Genomic DNA, 18,834 nt, shown 5'->3' on the forward strand with positions numbered 1-18,834 from the left:
GAGTGGTGAAAGCTATCGATTGAAAGATAAACGACGCTCAGGTGCCATACCTAAATGAAACAGTGGATCACTTTTGATTGATCGAATTTGAGTTAAAAGTGGATCAGTTTTCGTTGATCGTTGACAACTTCCGTGATGGTGATGAGAAAATTGAGTATGATGGATATGCAGATCACATGTACATCGGTGCAAGCAACAAAGCCCGACCACTGGTTATTGACCGTGATCGCACTCCGTTAACGGCACAAGATGGTCGCCCTTATTGCAACTATCACCATTTTTGCCTATGACAACCAAGGCAAAGGCATATCAGCTTCGCTAGGTGGTGTTCAGTTCTTCCGCGACGGTGACGCCTTCGCAGGTGGCGGTGTCGCGAGCGAAGATGACTTCGATGATCTTAGTGTCGCCGAAGAGGAAGAATCATTGATTTGATCTAGTTTAAATGCGCTGGCATCAATTTTGACTAGCGCATTATTATATTCTTTCAAATGTTTCACTCTGAAAATTTTATTATAATTATTAAGTGCCAAAATTTCGAAAAAGCCCATAACTATGAGAGGAATAAAAAAACCATATTCAGAGCCTTCATACAATTTAAAATAAAACGATATTGCAATAGTAATTACCATTGCAATCAAATAAAAAACAAACTTAGTTACATAACCACTTCTATTTTTCTTGTATTTTTTAAAATCAATTCGAAACCGTCTACCAACAGAGATATAGCTTATAATGTTTCTTAAAACAATATCTCCATAACTCCATTGTTCTATGCGTGAAGATACAAACATAAAAATATTTCTTTCTTTATAATCACTAATCTTTGTAACTCTTCGCTCTATTACTTCATCAATTTTAGCATTGATATATTTAGTGGTTGTTTCACTTTTAACTTTATCTCTATAAAAAGATAGTTCATTTAATTTTTTATTTTTAATTTTATAAAAAACACCAGTGAAAAACTCATATCTATAGCTAAAAAATATAGCAACAGCCAATAACATAAAACTTCTTTTTTCTGGGTCAAAAAAATATTTAATAACATCTTCAATAAAATCCATTATATTTTTAAAATCTGACATGGGTACTGTCCTATAATTTATGAAAAATATACTCTGGCTCGACCTCGAAACATTCAGTAAAAAGCCAATTAAATACGGCACGCATTCTTATGCGGAAACTGTTGAAATTATGCTTTTTGCTTGGGCGTTAAACAACAATTTAGTTCAAGTCTGGGATGTTACAGATAAATCCCCTATGCCTACTGAATTAAAGCAAGCATTAACAGACCCTAACACTATTATTTATGCACATAACAGCCATTTTGACCGCACCATGCTTAATCATAGCGGTATCAAAATAGATGTTAGCCGCTGGCGCGATACCATGGTACAAGCGCTAGCACACGGTTTACCCGGTGCTTTAGGCACATTATGTGAAGTGCTTGGTGTGCCTTTGGATAAGGCCAAAGATAAAGAAGGTAAAGCGTTAATACAGTTATTCTGTAAGCCACGCCCTAAAAACTCAGCGTTACGCCGCGCCACTAGCAAAACTCATCCCGAAGAATGGAAGCGTTTTGTTGCTTATGCGGGGCTAGATATTGAAGCCATGCGTGAAGTGCATAAGCGTTTGCCAAGCTGGAACTATCACGACAATGAGTTAGAACATTGGCATCGTGACCAACTAATTAACGATCGCGGTGTGTGTATGGATATTCAACTCGCCACCGCAGCCATTGAAGCCGTTGAAATTGAACAAAAGCGCTTAGCAAAATTAACGCAAAAGCTAACCGATAATGAAGTACAAGCGACAACACAGCGTGACGCTCTGCTACAACATATATCAGCTGCTTTTGGTGTTGATCTACCCGATATGCAAAAAAGCACATTAGAGCGTCGTATCAATGATCCGGATATTCCTTTGCCATTACGTGAGCTATTAGACATACGATTACAGGCCTGTACTACCAGTACCAGTAAATACAAAGCACTAATGAATGGTGTAAGCCCCGACGGTCGTTTACGTGGAACATTACAATTTTGCGGTGCTTCTCGTACAGGTCGTTGGGCGGGTCGATTATTTCAACCGCAAAATTTACCAAGGCCAACACTCGACCAAGACACCATTGATAACGGTATCGAAGCGTTAAAAGCAGGATGTGCAGACCTCATTTACGATGACATTATGCAACTGACCAGTTCGGCTTTGCGTGGTTGCATTATGGCACCAGAGGGTAAAAAACTTGTCGTCTCTGACCTTTCGAATATCGAGGGCCGTATGCTCGCTTGGCTAGCCGGCGAAGCATGGAAAATTAAAGCGTTCAGTGAATTCGATAAAGGTATCGGCGCTGACCTCTATAAATTGGCCTATGCTCGAGCATTCAATATTGGCCCCGAAGATGTTGATAAGCATATGCGCCAAATCGGTAAGGTAATGGAACTAGGCTTAGGATACGGCGGCGGTGTCGCGGCATTCTTAACATTCGCCCTCACCTATGGCCTAGATTTAGATGAACTTGCTGAAGCCGCATTACCTAATATTCCACCAAAAGTGAAACACGATGCGCTTAGCTGGTATAAAAAATCTATTGAAACCAAGAAAACATACGGCCTGAGTGAAACCGTGTTTATTACCTGCGATTCACTTAAACGTATGTGGCGAAATGCTCATCCCGAAACAGTCTCTTTTTGGTATGAGTTGGAAGATACCGTCCGTCGTGCAATTGCGTTTCCGGGGATCACCTTTCCTTGCCGTAAGCTTAAAGTTAGACGTGATAAAGCATGGTTACGTATTGTTTTACCTTCGGGTCGTGCAGTTTGTTACCCCTCTCCTCGTAATGATAACGGGCAAATCAGCTATATGGGCGTTAACCCTTATAGCCGCAAATGGCAACGTTTGAAAACCTACGGTGGGAAATTAGTGGAGAACGTAACTCAAGCTGCTGCGCGTGATGTTCTCGCGGTTAACATGCCAACGATTGAAGATCACGGTTATGACATCGTGCTCACCGTTCACGATGAAGTGTTGACCGAAGCACTCGATAACCCCGCATTCAACCATGAACACTTATCTGAGTTACTTGCGATTAACCCCGAATGGGCTTTAGACCTTCCACTTAGTGCCGGGGGTTTTGAGGCTTGTCATTATAGGAAGGATTAAAAATAGTTTCATTCTTATTTAAAGTAATGATTTACTATAGGTATACTTTTCTTTTATTTGTGATAAGGCGACCTATAATATGAATAGAGCTATCAATCAAATCAATATAGATATATATCGCAGTGATACTAATCATGATAAATATCTAGTAGTAGAGCACGGTGTACAACGACCAAACCTTAATGACCCTGATTTACAATCAGTGCATATGTTCAGTGAAAACCGACCTTTAACCCCTTCTAATTTTACATTTTATGCCGATGCAGTAAGAGATCTAACCCTAGGCCTTGGATACCATATTCATAGCCAAGGTATCTAATATCAATAGCTATTCTAGTTAACAATTCAATAATTAACTAAAATAAAGAGAGTTCAGAGAATTAATTCTGAATTCTCTTTCGTTAAATTGCCCATAATATCCTACAAGAAGAACCATTATGACATTCATAAACAACGATAGCCCGTTGTATTTCCGCGCGGCTCGAGATGCTGTACGTCTTGAGCAAACCGGAAAATACTTCGAGGCTGCTACGGCTTGGTTGCAAGCGCACCGTCTTGCTCGAGCAAGAAACAATCAAATTTGGAGCGAAAGACGCTCTGATTTTTGTATGAAGCAACTTAAACGCGAAATGTACAAAGGCATTAGTAATGAGCAAAGTACGTGAAGATGTAATCGAAAGGCACTTAGTCAACGAAGTGAAAAAAGCAGGTGGTATCGCTTATAAATTTACTTCACCGGGTCGTCGTGGTGTGCCAGATAGGATCGTACTTTTGCCTAATGGCAAAATCATTTTCGTTGAGTGCAAAGCCCCCCGGTGAAAAGCCCCGCCCCGATCAGTTACGAGAGCACGCGAGGCTTTTTGCATTAGGGTTTCATGTTGTTGTTTTGGATAGTAAAAATCTAAACAACATTATTAGATGATATTAAGGCTTTTCAGGTGGAGGCGTAGATGTATCGGGGTTCTTAACAGGTTTATAACCTTTCTCAGGTATTGAGGTGCGCTCACGATGCTTTGGTTTATATCCTTCCTGTGAGACTTGAGGTTTATACCCCTCGTTAAGATCTCTCAATTTGGATAAGTCGATATCGTTTTGGTCAGACATTTAAATATTTCCTTCTAGTAAACTCTATTTTTTAAAAAATTCAACAGTTACAATATCAGAATTCAGTATTAAAATTCCTGATGTACTATTTACCTTTCTTTCAAAACCACCATCTTTGTTCATAATCCAGTGTTCACTTAAGTATAATTGCATAGGCTCAGGACTACTTGAAGCGAAAGAATCGCCAGAATAAGCCCCTCCAATAATCGTTCCATCTTTTAACGTCACTTTAATCCAGCTCTCTGGCGCATTTTGAAAGACATAATCCCAAGCCTTACCTGTCGGGTGCGGTAATTTAGCACACCATTCACTTTTTCTTATCCTTAAAAAAATAAAGGGTAATATCACTGGAAATATTATAAATACAAATACATAGAACAGATAATATAAAAACGGACAGTCAGAAATTAGCTGACTTTTTTCGACAAAATAAATTGGAATAGCAAGAAAAGCATAATTTATACCGCTGTACGTTATGGCATCAATAACTAATTTTGACGATTCTATATAGTTTGAAGGCTGCAATAGATTATATATTTTCAAACTAATAAAACCGGGAACAATAAAAAGAAAAAACAAAATCAATTTATCTTGATTTAGAACATCCATTAACAAATTCCCTTAATAAAATAAGATTGATTTTATGAAACTATTTACACCACGTCCATACCAAAATCTCATACTCAACCACGAAATTGATATTAAACGCTCAAATGTTTGGGCAGGTATGGGAATGGGCAAAACAGTAGCTACGTTCACCGCATTAGAAGATTTGTTTATGGCAGGAAGTGAAACACAGCCGGCTTTAGTTCTTGCACTATTGCGGGTAGCAAGTTCAACATGGCCAGACGAAGCGGTTAAATGGAATCACTTACGTAATATTGATGTTCAACCGATTATTGGTACCGCCAAAGAGCGTATGGCGGCTATCAAAAACACCAATGCCAGTGTGTTTACTATCAACTACGATAACTTAGTTTGGCTAGTTGAAATATTTGGTGAACATTGGCCTTTTGGTTTCATCATTGCCGATGAAAGTACAAGGCTAAAGTCGTTTAGGCTTCGGAAAGGGGGTAAAACGTGCTGCAGCACTGGCGAAAGTGGCTCACAAACATGTGCATCGATGGGTAAATTTGACGGGAACACCTTCCCCTAACGGTTTAATTGATTTGTGGGGGCAAGCGTGGTTTGTTGATCAGGGTCAACGCTTAGGCAGAACCTATAGCGCATTTACTTCACGTTGGTTCAACAACATTCAATTCCCTGGTCAACAGTGGTCTAAGTTAGAGCCTTGGCTTTTTGCTCAAGAGCAAATGCAAGATGCTTTACGGGATGTCACGATATCACTAGATGCCGCTGATTGGTTCGATATTGAAGAGCCTATCCACAATATCATTAAACTCGAACTTCCCACCAAAGCCCGAAAACAGTATCAAGAAATGGAAAAAGAGATGCTTCTTGAGCTAGAGCATGAAGGCATTGAAGCGCTAAACGCGGCAGCTAAAACAGTCAAATGCTTGCAAATCGCCAGTGGTGCTATCTATACCGATGATAGTAAAAATTGGGTAGAGCTGCACGATGCCAAAATTCAGGCGTTAGAAAGCATCATTAGTGAATCAGGTGGTATGCCAATACTCGTTGCTTACCATTGGAAACACGACCTAGAACGCCTATTAAAAGCCTTTCCTAAAGGTAAAAACTTAGATGCTGATCCCCAAACATTACGCGATTGGAACGCAGGCAAAATACCGATTCTTTTTGCTCACCCTGCTAGTGCGGGTCATGGTTTAAACTTGCAAGATGGCGGGAATATTCTGGTCTTTTTCTCGCACTGGTGGGATTTGGAACAATACCAACAAATCATCGAACGTATCGGCCCAACCCGACAAATTCAAGCAGGTTATAACCGACCTGTATTTATTCACCATCTTATCGCAATTGGGACTATGGACGAAGTTGTTATGGAACGCCGTAATTCTAAGCGCGAAATACAAGACCTTCTTTTAGAAGCTATGAAGAGGAAATAATACCGTGAAAAAAGATGAGCTAATTAAAGCTACACGGCAAATTAAATATGAATCACGCGATGCCATGAACAGTATGGATGATGATTATATTTCATTCCCTGCGGAGCTGATTTATAGAATATGTGATGAACTCCTCAAGTACCAACAACTTAGCCCCTACGCTTGGGAATATCGGAACGCTCGAGGCTTAAACTTTACTAAAGACAAAAAGCAAATCGAGCTTGTTAAAGAATACTGCCCCGATGCAAATATCATTGAACTCTTTAAATTGGATACTCAAAAATAGGATACTAATATGATTGAAACTATAGAACGTGACGACGATTTACTCACAATGAAAAAAGTCGAAAAATTAGTGACTCTAAAAAAATCGACTATTTATGAAATGATCAAACGGAAAGAATTTCCCTCGCAGCATAAAATTGGTGTACGTGCTGCTCGCTGGCTACGAGGGGAAATTAATGAATGGAAACAACAACGAACTGCATCTTAAATCAAACAAAGCTTATCAATATAATCTGCATACCACTGCAGCATTTCTCTCCGCCCTTCTAAATATTGAGCATGGTTATATGTTCCTCGAATAACATTCTTGTCAACGTGAGCTAATTGCAATTCTATCCAGTCAGCGGGAAACCCTTGGTCGTTTAGAATGGTGCTCATTGTATGGCGAAAACCATACCCAACAATTCGACCTTCCCAACCTATCCTTTTTATCATGGCATTAATTGTGTTTTCGCTCATCACCTTCATCGGGTCAGAGCGATTAGGAAACATATATTTAAAGCGACCTGATAATCGACTTAACTCTTTCAATAAAATAATTACTTGGTCAGACAGAGGAACAAGGTGATCTTTCCTTTTCTTCATCTTATCTATAGGTATTGACCACAGCCGGGCATCAAAATCTATTTCCGTCCATTCGCCAAACCTTAGCTCTGCGGTTCTTAGTCCCGTAAGCATCAATATTCTGGTTGCCAGTACCGTAGTTGGGTCACCACTATAATCCGATACCGCAGATAAAAAATCGGGGAGTTCATTAGCTGTCAAAAAAGGAAAACGGGTAGATACGTGCCCTTTCATTGCACTTTTTAATTCGGCTACTGGGTTATACTTCGCTCTACCCGTTGCAATTGCATACTTAAATACTTCACTTGTCCAACGCCTAACTTTACTCGCTTTTTCAGTGGCGCCACGTTGCTCTATCGCATATAACGCTTTCAGAGCATAAATGGGTTCAATGCTATCAACAGGCAGATCACCGATAACTGGATAAATATCCATTTTAAATGCTTCGAGAATATCGGAGGCATATCCTGCAGACCAACGTGATTTTTTAAATTCATGCCATTCAATCGATAATTTTCGAAATGTATTCTCTACATCAGAAACAGCTTTAACTTGCCGAGCTTTAACGGGGTCAACACCGTCTAAGACTTTGCGTCTAGCTTCATCACGTTTTTGTCTTGCTTCTGCTAAAGTAATTTCAGGGTAGACACCAATAGCATACATTTTCTCTCTACCCGCAAATTGATAGCGGTAACGCCAATATTTTGCACCATTGGTTCTAACAAGTAAAAAAAGCCCTGCACCATCGGCAAGTTTATAGTCTTTTATTTCAGGTTTCGCGGTTTCTACTTGGCGAGCGGATAATTTCATAATAGGTACCCAGTGTCCTAACTCAGATACCCATCTTTGTACCCATTTATGCAGAGGATTGCAACGGATCGGACTGGAATTTACTGGATAAAAACACAGTTAAATTTAATTAAAACAAGAAAAAACCCGTTACCTTTCATATCTCTATGGAAAATAACGGGTTCTTATTTGGTGCCGGCTACCGGAGTCGAACTGGTGACCTACTGATTACAAGTCAGTTGCTCTACCAACTGAGCTAAGCCGGCGAATATGGCGGAGAGATAGAGATTCGAACTCTAGGATGGTTTCCCATCGGCGGTTTTCAAGACCGCTGCCTTCGACCGCTCGGCCATCTCTCCATGGGGCGCGATTATGGAGGAATCAGCTCAGCTTGTCTACCCCTGAAAGTAAAAAAATTGATTTTTTTGTTCCGTTTGGCTAATCTTCATTCAATTGTTCTCTATTACATAGCAAAAGTGTTAATATCTGTGCAAAATAGGTGCATTAAACCTTTATAGGCGTATGATTTTTAATCAATTAATATCTTTTTGCCGACAGGAACGTCCACCAGAATATGTACAGACAATCATTAATAAAAACAACACGGCTTACACGTCTATTCTATCTCTTTATCCTCTTACTGGTGGTGATGCTCTCACTATCGCTATTTAACTCCTATAATTCATGGTTACTTAGCCGACAAGCCGCTTTAAACACCATGGCGAAGCAGTTAGCTTATCAATTAGAAGATTATCGCTATCAAGCCAATTTGATTTATAAGCTAGTTAATGAAAAATCAAGTGAATCCCCCCCTTCCTATGCAGTAAACTCGCCACTCCATACCACCAAGATCCGTCATGACGTATTTTGGTTAAGTAGTGCGAATCAAACTATTGATGCTATTTTGTTTGGCAGCGATAAGCCCAAAAATACTCAATTTGCCAGTAAACTTGCTGATTATATGGAGATTGTTTGGGGGGCTCGAAATGAATATAACTCAATGTATTTTCTTAACGGCTCAGATAACACCTTAGTTTTAGTCACTACACATTCAATTTTAAAACCAGAGTTACGCTATAAAGAAAGCTATTTGACATTAACTGCGGAAGAAAAACGCACTGATATGTTAACGCAGTCAACTTTACTGGATAGAAGAGAGATTGTTTCTAATCTACAAAAGTTAACACCAGATAATATTTATTATTACACGTATCGCTTGATGTTCAATTCACCGGGTCAGCTCACTAGCGTGATCTCTTTTGACATTTCAATAAATTCAATCTTACCTTTTAACTTAAAAGGTGATTATTTATCTATCTCACCACGTAATATTGATACCAGCAAAAGCGAAGATGTTGAAACACGTGGCACGAGCCTCGTCTTTTCTCATCAAATCGAAGGCAGTAATTATCAAATTTATTATAAAGTTCCCCTAAAAGATTTAGTCGTTGGTGTGATTGGCTATAATCTCTGGCTATTAATCTGCATGTTAGTGATTATAGTATTGGTGCTTTCTACCAGTATTTTCATCCGTAAACGCATCATTTCACCCAACTCCGCGATGCTACACGAGCTAAATCTCAAAGATAATCTCAATCACGATATTATTAATAATATTAGTTATGGTATTTTGGTTTATGATTTCGCCAGCAACAAAAAACTCCTAAGTAATAGTGTGGTTAATCCCCTGCTTTCTTCAATGGATCTCAATCATATTAAGGAATTAGCAATCAACAACCATGATATGATCCAAGTTTCGATTGAGAATAATATTTATGAAGTTGTTTTAGTCCATATCACTATGCTGGAAGACACCTATCTCTTTGTTATCATTGATAAAGATAAGGAGGTGTTAACTCAACGGCGCCAAGAACTTGCTAATCGTGAATATAAAAAGAATATTCAGCTCAGAAAAGTCGTTTTTGAAAATATGCAGTCTGAAATTCAGCCATCACTGAATGAGTTAAATAAAGCTGTTGAAGGGCTACTTCATGCATCTGAAACGACTAAGCAAGAATTTATTGAGACTATTCTGCTGCAAACAGGCTATATTAATCGTTGGTTTAATAACATTAATTTATTAAATTCAATCGAATCTTCAACGGGTAAATTACAGTTAGATAAAGTTTCAGTCTCTTTGCTAGTGAGCCAATTTTTAAAAAAAAGCCTTGGGAAGTTAAAACATAAAGGGCTGTCTCTTTACTTTCATAATAATATTAATCCTGACTCATTATTCAGTTTAGATACAAGCTGTCTTGAACATTTATTACAGCTAGTTCTGGATTACTCAATTGATACCACAGCATTTGGTAAAGTATCTGTCACCCTTAACTATCAAGAAGATATAAAAAGTCTTGTGATTGATATCAAAGATAGTGGGAATGGTTTAACTAACCAAGAATTGAGTAACTTGCAGCACCCATTCTCTGGTCAAGTATTAAACTCCTCTCAGTTTGCACGTTCAGGGGTGACTTTTTACTTGTGTAGGGCAATCAGTAAAAAGATGGGCGGTAATTTTACAATTAATAGTAGTTCTGCTATTGGCTCTCATTACCAAATCACCCTACCCATAAAAACGGCATTAATAGAGAAAAACTATCCGACCTTACTGGAAGATGTTCATATACGTCTAGATATTCACAATCTTGATGCATCCCGCATTGTTAGAAATATCCTAACTAATTATGGTGCCATTTTTCTAGAATTGCATGAAAGTTCGCCTCATACCGATTGGGATTTATTGATAACAGATAATGATGACAGTACATTTAAGAACCTAATAAAAATTTCAGGAACGGCCTCAGGTGTCAACTCAGTCACATCACGCAACCTTGAAGTAAACTATAACTTTGCAGATGAGCTGATTGATGCTATATCTTTGCTAATTGAATACTCAGAATCTGGAAGCAATAGTTTAGATCACTCTGGTAGCATGTCATTTGCCGATTACGATCATGCCCCAGCTTCTGATGATTCAATAGAAAACATACTACACACTTATCAAAATATTTTATCAAATAGCGATTATAAGGATTTGTTCATCACGACAGTACCGATAGATATTAATAAACTGTATAATAGCGAAAGTGTTGAGGATTTAACCGAATTGAAAAACACAGCACATCGTTTAAAAGGAGTTTTTGCTATGCTGGATTTTAGGTTCCTTCATAAACTTTGTGAAGATTTGGAACTATACATAGCAGAAGAAAACAGCTTGAAAATAAGTAATTGCATTAGAGAACTGGATATCTCAGTGAGAAGACTAATGCCAGAAGGTAACCAATAATATGAATAACCTAAATGTCATTGTTGCCGATGATCATCCTATTGTTCTTTTCGGTATCAGAAAATCACTCGAACAGATTGAATGGGTCAATATCGTTGGTGAATTTGAAGACTCTACATCTTTAATTAATAACTTAGCACGTTTAAACGCTGACGTTTTAGTCACTGATTTATCAATGCCAGGCGATAAGTACGGTGATGGTATTACGTTGATTAAATATATTAAGCGTCACTACCCTGATCTTTCTGTCATTGTTCTAACAATGAACAATAACCCTGCGATTTTAAGTGCTATTCTTGAATTGGACATTGAAGGGATCGTACTAAAGCAAGGTGCGCCAGCTGACTTACCTAAAGCATTAGCCGCATTACAAAAGGGTAAAAAATTCACCCCAGAGAGTGTGAGTAAACTGCTAGAAAAAGTAAATGCAAGTGGCTATGGAGACAAACGTTTATCACCTAAAGAAAGTGAAGTATTACGTTTGTTTGCAGAAGGCTTCTTGGTAACAGAAATCGCTAAAAAGTTAAATCGCAGTATCAAAACAATCAGTAGTCAAAAGAAATCAGCTATGTTGAAGCTCGGTGTCGATAATGATATCGCCTTGCTCAACTACCTGTCTTCTGTCAGCATCGATAATTCATCTTCCGATTAATGGATTGATGTATTATGAATAGTGGCGAAAAACCCGGTTGCACGGGTTTTTCTCTTTCTAAGCTTAACATTAGTTAGAAATACATCTCAGTAAAGTCTCTTTTAACACCGTAATCTTTGTTGGCTTAGATAAGCACTCATCCATACCCGCATCAATACAACGCTGTTTTTCTTCTGCCATCGCATTCGCCGTCAAAGCAATAATGGGTATTGTATGCCCAGACTTTCGTAGCGCTTTAGCTAACTCATAACCATCCATATTTGGCATGTTCACGTCTGTCAATACGATATCAACGGAATGATTTTCTATGTATTTCAGTGCATCAAGGCCATCTACCGCAGTACAAGTGTTAAAACCAATATTGGAAATTTGGTCACTCAATAAAACTCGATTAATTGGATGATCGTCCACTATCAATACTTGATAAGAGCATAACGAAGCATCGATTTCATGTGAGTTTACTTTATTAGTTTCTTCTTTCAGTACATTCCCTAATGCCACTTTTGAAATAATTTTATCGATAACAAAAGGTAATTTTTCATTTTGATAAGTATTGTACAACCACTTATTTATTGAAACCTCTCGCAAATCACCAACATATAGGTTGCATAACTGGATCTCATTTTTACCGTTAACCCCATGCGACTCTTGGTTATCGGTGATCACTAAATCATAACCGGCTGTTTTATCAATTTCATCGTCAATAAATACCATGAAATGACTATGTTTAAGCAGTCTAGCTAAAAAATTGGCTAAAAAGCTATTTTGACAGACAATCGCTATACGGTAACTCAGACGATATTCAGGAATATTATGCTCAACATATTTTTGCCCATAAAGGGGAATTCGGACGATAAATGAACTTCCTAAGCCTGTTTGTGAATTAACTTCGATATCTCCATCCATTAAATTAATCAGTTTTTCACAAATCGCTAGCCCTAAACCTGTTCCTTTATGCCCTACATTGTTTTGGTCATAAACTTGAAAGAATGGATCAAATAATTGCAAAACAACTGCATGGGACATACCTATCCCTGAATCTTTGACTTCAATTTTTAAGTAATTTTGGTCACGCCATACATAAAATACGACAAACCCTGAGTCTGTGAATTTAATACTATTATTGATAATATTTGAGATCACCTGCTGTAAGCGTACTGCATCATTAAATAATAAATCAGGCACATCAGGTTCAATGTAGGAATATAGTGCAATACGTTTCTTAGCAATGAGCGGTAAGTAGTTCGCCAAAACAAAAGCAAATACATCGCGGCAGTTGAATAACTTTTTTTCGATCTTCAACTGTTTGGATTCTATTTTTGAAAAATCTAATATATCACTGATTATTTGCAATAACAGCGATGATGAGTTGTCCATTGTCGTGACAAGGCTATTCGCTTTATCAGATAATTCAAGTCGTTGTAATAATTCGATATTACCAATAATCCCATACAATGGTGTTCTTAATTCATGGCTCACCGTCGCTAAAAACATCGATTTAGCATGGTTAGCTTGTTCCGCGGCATCAGCGACATCTTGTAGTGATTTTTCCATTTGCACACGTATGCTAATGTCAATCAAAACACAAATTGCGACATCTTCATTTTGATAGCGTGAATTAACAAAGCTAATTTGTAAATGGGTGCTGCTACTTGTCACTACATCAATATAGTTACTTGATTTTTGACGAATGATAGTCAGTATCCGTTGTTTATCATCTTCGCTTAATAAACGAAAATAATCATGAGCCAGTTCATTACTTAAAATATTCCCACCATCGCTCAAGCGTAAAATAATGATACCAACAGGTGCTGAAGCGACGATTTTATGGTTAAACTGTTCATGTTCTTCAAGTCGAATAGCCGTGTTTGCTGCTGGAACTAACATTTTCTTTTCAAGCAACCAGATCAAGGAAAAGATCAAACAGCCAGTAAAAATGTTAATAATCGCGCTATAAAATATGGTTACTTTAAGCTCAGACAATATCTCAATGGTTGGTACAGCATAAATTACCGTCATCAATGATGGCGTTAGACGTTTTTTGAATATCAGCTTTGAGTAATCTGAGTTAAAACCAAAAAAACTGGGTTCTGTTATTGATAGTAAACTTGAGTTTTTAGGATTCGAATCTGAAGGATAATACAAAACAGGCTGGTTATAAGCATTTACCACTACAGCTTCAATTGATTTGTTATACCGCGGGTTAAATTGGTTTAAATTAATCGTTCTTTCTAAACCAATAAACCCTAAAAGCTTACCTTCTGAATAGATAGGTTGAATAAGATACAGCTGCCCCGTATCGGTTTGAACGCCATGGACAATCGTATATAAACTACGTTCCTGACCTTGTAACCTTAAGCTTTGATAAGAACGAACATTTTCATAACCAATTTTTTTGAGTACCTCAATATCTGATACCGTTGTACGGATAGGATAATCCATCATACAGTAGCTTTTAGAGCCAATGACATAAATATGATTGAGCCCTTGCGGAGCCGCAATACTGTCTTTCCAAAAATAGATCAGCTGCTCAAATGCCGTTAAATAAGCACTGGTTTGCGTTTTAAAATATTCGCAATTTGCTTCAGATGATAGTGGATACAGTGAGTAAGAACCTGTTGCTGGCAATCTGACGAAGTCTGGCTGGCTTTCTAACTTATCTTCATGCTGCTCAGTCATAAACTGGATGGAACGCAATGTTGTGCCAGTTTGTAAAATAAACGCCTGCATATTTTCAAAGCCTGAATAAAACTGCTGGCGGATATCAGATTTGCTTTCATTAAACTGAGTGTAGAGAAAGAATAAAGTGATAAAAACACCCATTCCCCATAGCATTAAGCCTAGGATGCGGAATAAATCACGGGATAACCTTAATGATGTCCTAAATGATGGTAAATATCTCAATCTTTATCCTAAATAGGGGCTATATCACTGTTATTGAATATACTCGTCATACTCCAAGTTGCAGCGTTTTGCGTTGAGGTATGATGACGCCGCTCATTCGCGCCAGTCATCTACTTTTGTAGGCTCCTAGCGACTCATTCACTTGTCGCCTAGCTGCACCTCGAATAATTTAAAGTATACCTGATACAACTTACAAAAAGCGATAACTGTTAAAGAGGCTGATAGTAGATAGCAAAACGGGCGCCAAAATAGCCGCCCGTTAATTGTAAGCTAATAACCTGATAACTTACTCAGATGTGTTAGCATCTACATCGTTGCTAGAGGTTTCATCTCCCCCTTCTTCATCAGAAGTTTCATCATCCTCTGTTTCTGCGACACGTTGTAGACCAACAACTTTCTCGTCTTCTGCCGTTCTAATCAGGGTAACCCCTTGAGTATTACGACCAACGACACTTACCTCAGCCACGCGTGTACGAACCAATGTACCCGCGTCAGTGATCATCATAATTTGGTCAGTTTCATCAACTTGGATAGCACCAACCACATTACCATTACGCTCACTCACCTTAATAGAGATAACACCTTGAGTTGCACGTGATTTTGTTGGGTACTCTTGCTCCGCAGTACGTTTACCATAACCATTTTCAGTGACTGTCAGAATATGGCCTTCACCTCGTGGAATGATCAGTGAAACGACTTTGTCTTCATCGACTAAACGAATACCACGAACACCGGTTGCTGTACGACCCATAGGGCGAACCGCATCTTCAGCAAAACGTACAACTTTACCTTGAGCAGAGAACAGCATGACTTCGTTTGAACCATTAGTTAAATCAACACCAATGAGTTCATCGCCTTCATTAAGATTAACGGCAATAATACCCGCGCTTCTTGGGCGGCTAAAGTCTTGTAGAGGCGTTTTCTTCACAGTACCGCTAGCGGTTGCCATAAAGACATAATAACCCTCTTCATATTCGCGAACAGGTAAAATAGCGGTGATACGCTCATCTTGCTCAAGAGGCAGCAAGTTGACGATTGGTCGACCTCGAGCACCACGGCTAGCTTCTGGTAATTGATAAACCTTCATCCAATAGAGACGACCACGACTTGAGAAACATAAAATAGTGTCATGGGTGTTCGCCACCAGTAAACGCTCAATGAAATCTTCTTCTTTGATACGGGCTGCGGATTTACCTTTACCACCACGGCGCTGAGCTTCGTAATCAGACAATGGTTGATATTTCACATAGCCTTGGTGAGATAACGTCACAACAACATCTTCTTGGCTAATCAAGTCTTCGATATTGATATCAGCTGTATTCTCTGTGATTTCAGTGCGGCGAGCATCATTATATATATCACGAATCGCTTCTAACTCTTCGCGGATCACTTCCATCAGACGCTCTGGGCTACGTAGAATAAACAGTAACTCTTCAATTTGTTTCAGAAGGTCACGATACTCTTCTAGCAGTTTTTCATGCTCAAGCCCTGTTAGTTTTTGCAAACGCAAATCCAAAATTGCCTGCGCTTGTTGTTCTGTTAGATAGTACTTACCATCATGAACCCCAAACTGTTCTTCAAGCCATTCAGGACGAGCTGCATCATCACCAGCACGCTCTAACATTGCAGCAACATTGCCCAGATCCCAAGGACGTGCAACTAATCCAGCTTTCGCTTCCGCTGGTGTAGGTGCTTGACGGATCAATTCAATAATTGGGTCAATATTTGCTAGTGCAACCGCTAATGCTTCGAGGATATGCGCACGATCACGCGCTTTGCGTAGTTCGAAAATGGTACGACGAGTGACTACTTCGCGACGGTGACGGACAAAAGCAGCAATAATGTCTTTTAAGTTAAGGATCTTAGGTTGGCCTTGATGTAAAGCAACCATGTTGATACCAAAAGACACTTGTAGCTGAGTCAATGAGTATAAATTGTTAAGTACAACTTCACCCACCGCATCACGCTTAACTTCAATCACAATGCGCATACCATCTTTATCAGACTCGTCACGCAGTGCACTGATGCCTTCGACACGTTTTTCTTTAACTAGCTCGGCGATTTTTTCAATCAGGCGTGCTTTGTTCACCTGATAAGGGATTTCATTGACAATAATGGTTTCGCGACCACTTTTTTCGTCAACTTCGACTTCGGCACGAGCACGAATATAAACTTTACCGCGACCAGTTCGATAAGCATCGATAATACCACGACGACCATTAATAATGGCTGCCGTAGGGAAATCAGGCCCTGGAATGTGCTCCATGAGACCTTCGATGCTGATATTTTCATCTTCAATGTAAGCTAGGCAACCGCTGATCACTTCCCCTAAATTATGTGGAGGAATGTTAGTTGCCATACCCACGGCAATACCTGACGATCCGTTAACCAAAAGGTTAGGGATTTTCGTCGGCATCACTTCTGGGATTTGCTCAGTACCATCATAGTTTGGGACGAAATCAACGGTTTCTTTTTCAAGATCCGCCAACATTTCATGGGCAATTTTCGCCATACGGATTTCCGTATAACGCATCGCAGCTGCGGAGTCTCCGTCAACTGAACCAAAGTTCCCCTGACCATCTACCAACATATAACGCATAGAGAAAGGCTGAGCAAGACGAACAATTGTCTCGTAAACAGCGCTATCACCATGTGGATGGTATTTACCGATAACGTCCCCGACTATACGGGCAGATTTTTTATAGGGTTTATTCCAATCATTTCCCAATACATTCATCGCAAATAAAACTCTGCGGTGTACTGGCTTCAGTCCATCTCGAACATCTGGAAGTGCGCGACCGACAATAACGGACATCGCATAATCCAAATACGAACTCTTCAGCTCTTCTTCGATATTGACTGGTGTGATTTCTCTGGCAATGTCGCTCATGGAACCACTGTCCCTCATAACTTCGGATTCAAAGGTTTAGAACTATACCACAATTCGCCAATTTAATAAAAAAAATGAGAAGTGAGTATTTGTCTTTCAAGCCATGTATAATAGCCGAAAAATATCCTTATGTGTCCGCAAGCATCGAGTTTATTGCGTAAGAGCAACAAAAAACCGTTTATGGTACCAATAAATGCCTATTTTATACTCTAAATAATTCAACGAGCCACGAAGCGCTACAAATTGAATATGGTGAGTATAACGTTCGGACAGCTATCTAGAAACAGGAGCTCCACTCATGAATGAGACATCAACCCCAAGCTATCAAAACGTCGACCAACAGGAAATTGAAAAATTTGAAGCTATTGCTTCTCGCTGGTGGGATTTAGAAGGTGAATTTGCACCACTTCATCGTATCAATCCACTGCGTCTTGGCTATATCATGCAGCGTGTCGATGGTTTGTTTGGTAAAAAAGTGTTGGATGTGGGTTGTGGTGGTGGAATTTTATCAGAAAGCATGGCGCGTGAAGGTGCAAATGTCACAGGCCTTGATATGGGTGCGGAGCCATTGATGGTCGCTCGATTACATTCATTAGAATCGGGGATCCCCGTTGAATATGTTCAAGAGACCGTTGAACAACATGCCGATAAATATCCACAAGCCTATGATGTAGTCACCTGTATGGAGATGCTTGAGCATGTTCCAGATCCTGAGTCTGTCGTTCGTGCTTGCGCTAAATTAGTCAAACCCGGTGGGCATGTCATTTTTTCCACGATTAACCGCAACAAAAAAGCATGGCTAATGGCGGTTGTTGGGGCTGAATATGTAATGAAAATGGTGCCAAAAGGAACCCATGATGCGAAGAAATTCATTCGTCCTTCTGAACTCATTGGCTGGGTTGATAACACGCAACTAAAAGACAATCATATCATTGGGTTACATTACAACCCTTTGAAGGATAAATTCTATTTAGGGCCGAATGTAGACGTCAATTATATGTTGCATACTGTCAGCGAATAAATAGCAAGCGTTGCGTTTAAGAAACCAGCAAACAAACTCCATTTACAAAATTTATTTTTATCACCATGTATCGAGCTTCGATTAATAGAATTCCTTTTCTAGTGCAGCTTACCGACATGGTGATTTTTTTTATCCCAAAAGTTATCCACAGAA

The 18,834-nt window shown here is 39.1% G+C and carries 14 protein-coding genes, 2 tRNA genes and 3 pseudogenes; 11 read left to right on the forward strand and 8 right to left on the reverse strand.

Annotated features, from left to right (window positions below):
* Positions 1 to 131: 131 nt before the first annotated feature.
* Positions 132 to 432 (forward strand): annotated as a pseudogene (locus SC428_RS14995) (ssDNA-binding protein); the annotation flags it as partial.
* On the opposite strand, the gene SC428_RS15000 reads toward SC428_RS14995, so the two are convergent.
* Positions 330 to 1,082: a hypothetical protein gene (locus tag SC428_RS15000; protein WP_318708505.1), complete on the reverse strand. Its 753-nt coding sequence runs from the start codon at positions 1,080 to 1,082 to the stop codon at positions 330 to 332. The pseudogene SC428_RS14995 and the gene SC428_RS15000 overlap by 103 nt on opposite strands.
* A 19-nt stretch (positions 1,083 to 1,101) precedes the next feature.
* On the opposite strand from SC428_RS15000, the gene SC428_RS15005 reads away from it, so the two are divergent.
* From SC428_RS15005 to SC428_RS15020, 4 genes and pseudogenes are all read left to right on the forward strand, one after another.
* Entirely contained in the window at positions 1,102 to 3,159 is a 2,058-nt protein-coding gene (locus tag SC428_RS15005; protein ID WP_318708507.1) for a DNA polymerase, read from the forward strand.
* Between the two features lie 79 nt (positions 3,160 to 3,238).
* Positions 3,239 to 3,478: a hypothetical protein gene (locus SC428_RS15010; protein WP_318708511.1), complete on the forward strand. Its 240-nt coding sequence runs from the start codon at positions 3,239 to 3,241 to the stop codon at positions 3,476 to 3,478.
* 118 nt (positions 3,479 to 3,596) lie between these two features.
* Positions 3,597 to 3,824 (forward strand): ANR family transcriptional regulator, encoded by a 228-nt coding sequence (locus SC428_RS15015; protein WP_318708513.1) that lies wholly within the window; start codon positions 3,597 to 3,599, stop codon positions 3,822 to 3,824.
* Positions 3,808 to 4,081 (forward strand): annotated as a pseudogene (locus SC428_RS15020) (VRR-NUC domain-containing protein). The gene SC428_RS15015 and the pseudogene SC428_RS15020 overlap by 17 nt, the downstream one beginning before the upstream one ends.
* Before the next feature lie 2 nt (positions 4,082 to 4,083).
* Here the strand turns inward: SC428_RS15020 and SC428_RS15025 are convergent.
* Positions 4,084 to 4,263: a hypothetical protein gene (locus tag SC428_RS15025; protein ID WP_318708515.1), complete on the reverse strand. Its 180-nt coding sequence runs from the start codon at positions 4,261 to 4,263 to the stop codon at positions 4,084 to 4,086.
* Positions 4,264 to 4,287: 24 nt separating this feature from the next.
* On the reverse strand, positions 4,288 to 4,872 hold the full coding sequence (locus tag SC428_RS15030) for a DUF6338 family protein (protein ID WP_318708517.1): 585 nt from the start codon (positions 4,870 to 4,872) through the stop codon (positions 4,288 to 4,290).
* Positions 4,873 to 4,906: 34 nt separating this feature from the next.
* On the opposite strand from SC428_RS15030, the pseudogene SC428_RS15035 reads away from it, so the two are divergent.
* From SC428_RS15035 to SC428_RS15045, 3 genes and pseudogenes are all read left to right on the forward strand, one after another.
* Positions 4,907 to 6,290, forward strand: a pseudogene (locus SC428_RS15035) (SNF2-related protein).
* 4 nt (positions 6,291 to 6,294) lie between these two features.
* Positions 6,295 to 6,576 carry a hypothetical protein gene (locus SC428_RS15040; protein ID WP_006660318.1) on the forward strand — a complete coding sequence of 94 codons (282 nt, stop codon included), beginning with the start codon at positions 6,295 to 6,297 and terminating at the stop codon, positions 6,574 to 6,576.
* Positions 6,577 to 6,585: 9 nt separating this feature from the next.
* A complete protein-coding gene (locus SC428_RS15045) occupies positions 6,586 to 6,783 on the forward strand; it encodes a helix-turn-helix transcriptional regulator (protein ID WP_318708526.1) in 198 nt (65 codons plus the stop codon).
* Here the strand turns inward: SC428_RS15045 and SC428_RS15050 are convergent.
* The 3 genes from SC428_RS15050 to SC428_RS15060 form a co-directional block, all read right to left on the reverse strand.
* Complete coding sequence (locus SC428_RS15050) at positions 6,780 to 7,949, reverse strand: tyrosine-type recombinase/integrase (RefSeq protein ID WP_318708528.1); 1,170 nt, start codon at positions 7,947 to 7,949, stop codon at positions 6,780 to 6,782. The two genes, SC428_RS15045 and SC428_RS15050, sit on opposite strands and share 4 nt — an antisense overlap.
* 169 nt (positions 7,950 to 8,118) lie before the next feature.
* A tRNA-Thr gene (locus SC428_RS15055) sits at positions 8,119 to 8,194 on the reverse strand.
* Positions 8,195 to 8,199: 5 nt separating this feature from the next.
* Positions 8,200 to 8,287, reverse strand: a tRNA-Ser gene (locus tag SC428_RS15060).
* A gap of 215 nt (positions 8,288 to 8,502) precedes the next feature.
* On the opposite strand from SC428_RS15060, the gene rcsD reads away from it, so the two are divergent.
* Both rcsD and rcsB read left to right on the forward strand, forming a co-directional pair.
* Positions 8,503 to 11,214 carry a phosphotransferase RcsD gene (gene rcsD, locus SC428_RS15065; RefSeq protein WP_318708530.1) on the forward strand — a complete coding sequence of 904 codons (2,712 nt, stop codon included), beginning with the start codon at positions 8,503 to 8,505 and terminating at the stop codon, positions 11,212 to 11,214.
* A 1-nt stretch (position 11,215) separates the two neighbouring features.
* A complete protein-coding gene (gene rcsB, locus SC428_RS15070; RefSeq protein ID WP_070929256.1) occupies positions 11,216 to 11,866 on the forward strand; it encodes a response regulator transcription factor RcsB in 651 nt (216 codons plus the stop codon).
* A gap of 69 nt (positions 11,867 to 11,935) precedes the next feature.
* Here rcsB and rcsC read toward each other — a convergent pair whose 3' ends face one another.
* Positions 11,936 to 14,770 (reverse strand): two-component system sensor histidine kinase RcsC, encoded by a 2,835-nt coding sequence (gene rcsC, locus SC428_RS15075; RefSeq protein WP_318708535.1) that lies wholly within the window; start codon positions 14,768 to 14,770, stop codon positions 11,936 to 11,938.
* A 286-nt stretch (positions 14,771 to 15,056) separates the two neighbouring features.
* A complete protein-coding gene (gene gyrA, locus SC428_RS15080; RefSeq protein WP_318708537.1) occupies positions 15,057 to 17,660 on the reverse strand; it encodes a DNA topoisomerase (ATP-hydrolyzing) subunit A in 2,604 nt (867 codons plus the stop codon).
* A 298-nt stretch (positions 17,661 to 17,958) separates the two neighbouring features.
* Here gyrA and ubiG point away from each other — a divergent pair, with 298 nt between their 5' ends.
* Positions 17,959 to 18,681 carry a bifunctional 2-polyprenyl-6-hydroxyphenol methylase/3-demethylubiquinol 3-O-methyltransferase UbiG gene (ubiG, locus tag SC428_RS15085; protein ID WP_070929253.1) on the forward strand — a complete coding sequence of 241 codons (723 nt, stop codon included), beginning with the start codon at positions 17,959 to 17,961 and terminating at the stop codon, positions 18,679 to 18,681.
* Positions 18,682 to 18,834 lie beyond the last annotated feature (153 nt).

The sequence above is a fragment of the Providencia sp. 2023EL-00965 genome, from assembly GCF_033550225.1.
GTDB lineage: Bacteria > Pseudomonadota > Gammaproteobacteria > Enterobacterales > Enterobacteriaceae > Providencia > Providencia manganoxydans.

Bases quoted from the DNA above. Each gene is read 5' to 3' on its own strand.
- SC428_RS15000 (WP_318708505.1), bottom strand. From the start codon at position 1,082: ATGTCAGATTTTAAAAATATAATGGATTTTATTGAAGATGTTATTAAA.
- SC428_RS15005 (WP_318708507.1), top strand. From the start codon at position 1,102: ATGAAAAATATACTCTGGCTCGACCTCGAAACATTCAGTAAAAAGCCA.
- SC428_RS15010 (WP_318708511.1), top strand. From the start codon at position 3,239: ATGAATAGAGCTATCAATCAAATCAATATAGATATATATCGCAGTGAT.
- SC428_RS15015 (WP_318708513.1), top strand. From the start codon at position 3,597: ATGACATTCATAAACAACGATAGCCCGTTGTATTTCCGCGCGGCTCGA.
- SC428_RS15025 (WP_318708515.1), bottom strand. From the start codon at position 4,263: ATGTCTGACCAAAACGATATCGACTTATCCAAATTGAGAGATCTTAAC.
- SC428_RS15030 (WP_318708517.1), bottom strand. From the start codon at position 4,872: ATGGATGTTCTAAATCAAGATAAATTGATTTTGTTTTTTCTTTTTATT.
- SC428_RS15045 (WP_318708526.1), top strand. From the start codon at position 6,586: ATGATTGAAACTATAGAACGTGACGACGATTTACTCACAATGAAAAAA.
- SC428_RS15050 (WP_318708528.1), bottom strand. From the start codon at position 7,949: ATGAAATTATCCGCTCGCCAAGTAGAAACCGCGAAACCTGAAATAAAA.
- rcsD (WP_318708530.1), top strand. From the start codon at position 8,503: ATGTACAGACAATCATTAATAAAAACAACACGGCTTACACGTCTATTC.
- rcsB (WP_070929256.1), top strand. From the start codon at position 11,216: ATGAATAACCTAAATGTCATTGTTGCCGATGATCATCCTATTGTTCTT.
- gyrA (WP_318708537.1), bottom strand. From the start codon at position 17,660: ATGAGCGACATTGCCAGAGAAATCACACCAGTCAATATCGAAGAAGAG.
- ubiG (WP_070929253.1), top strand. From the start codon at position 17,959: ATGAATGAGACATCAACCCCAAGCTATCAAAACGTCGACCAACAGGAA.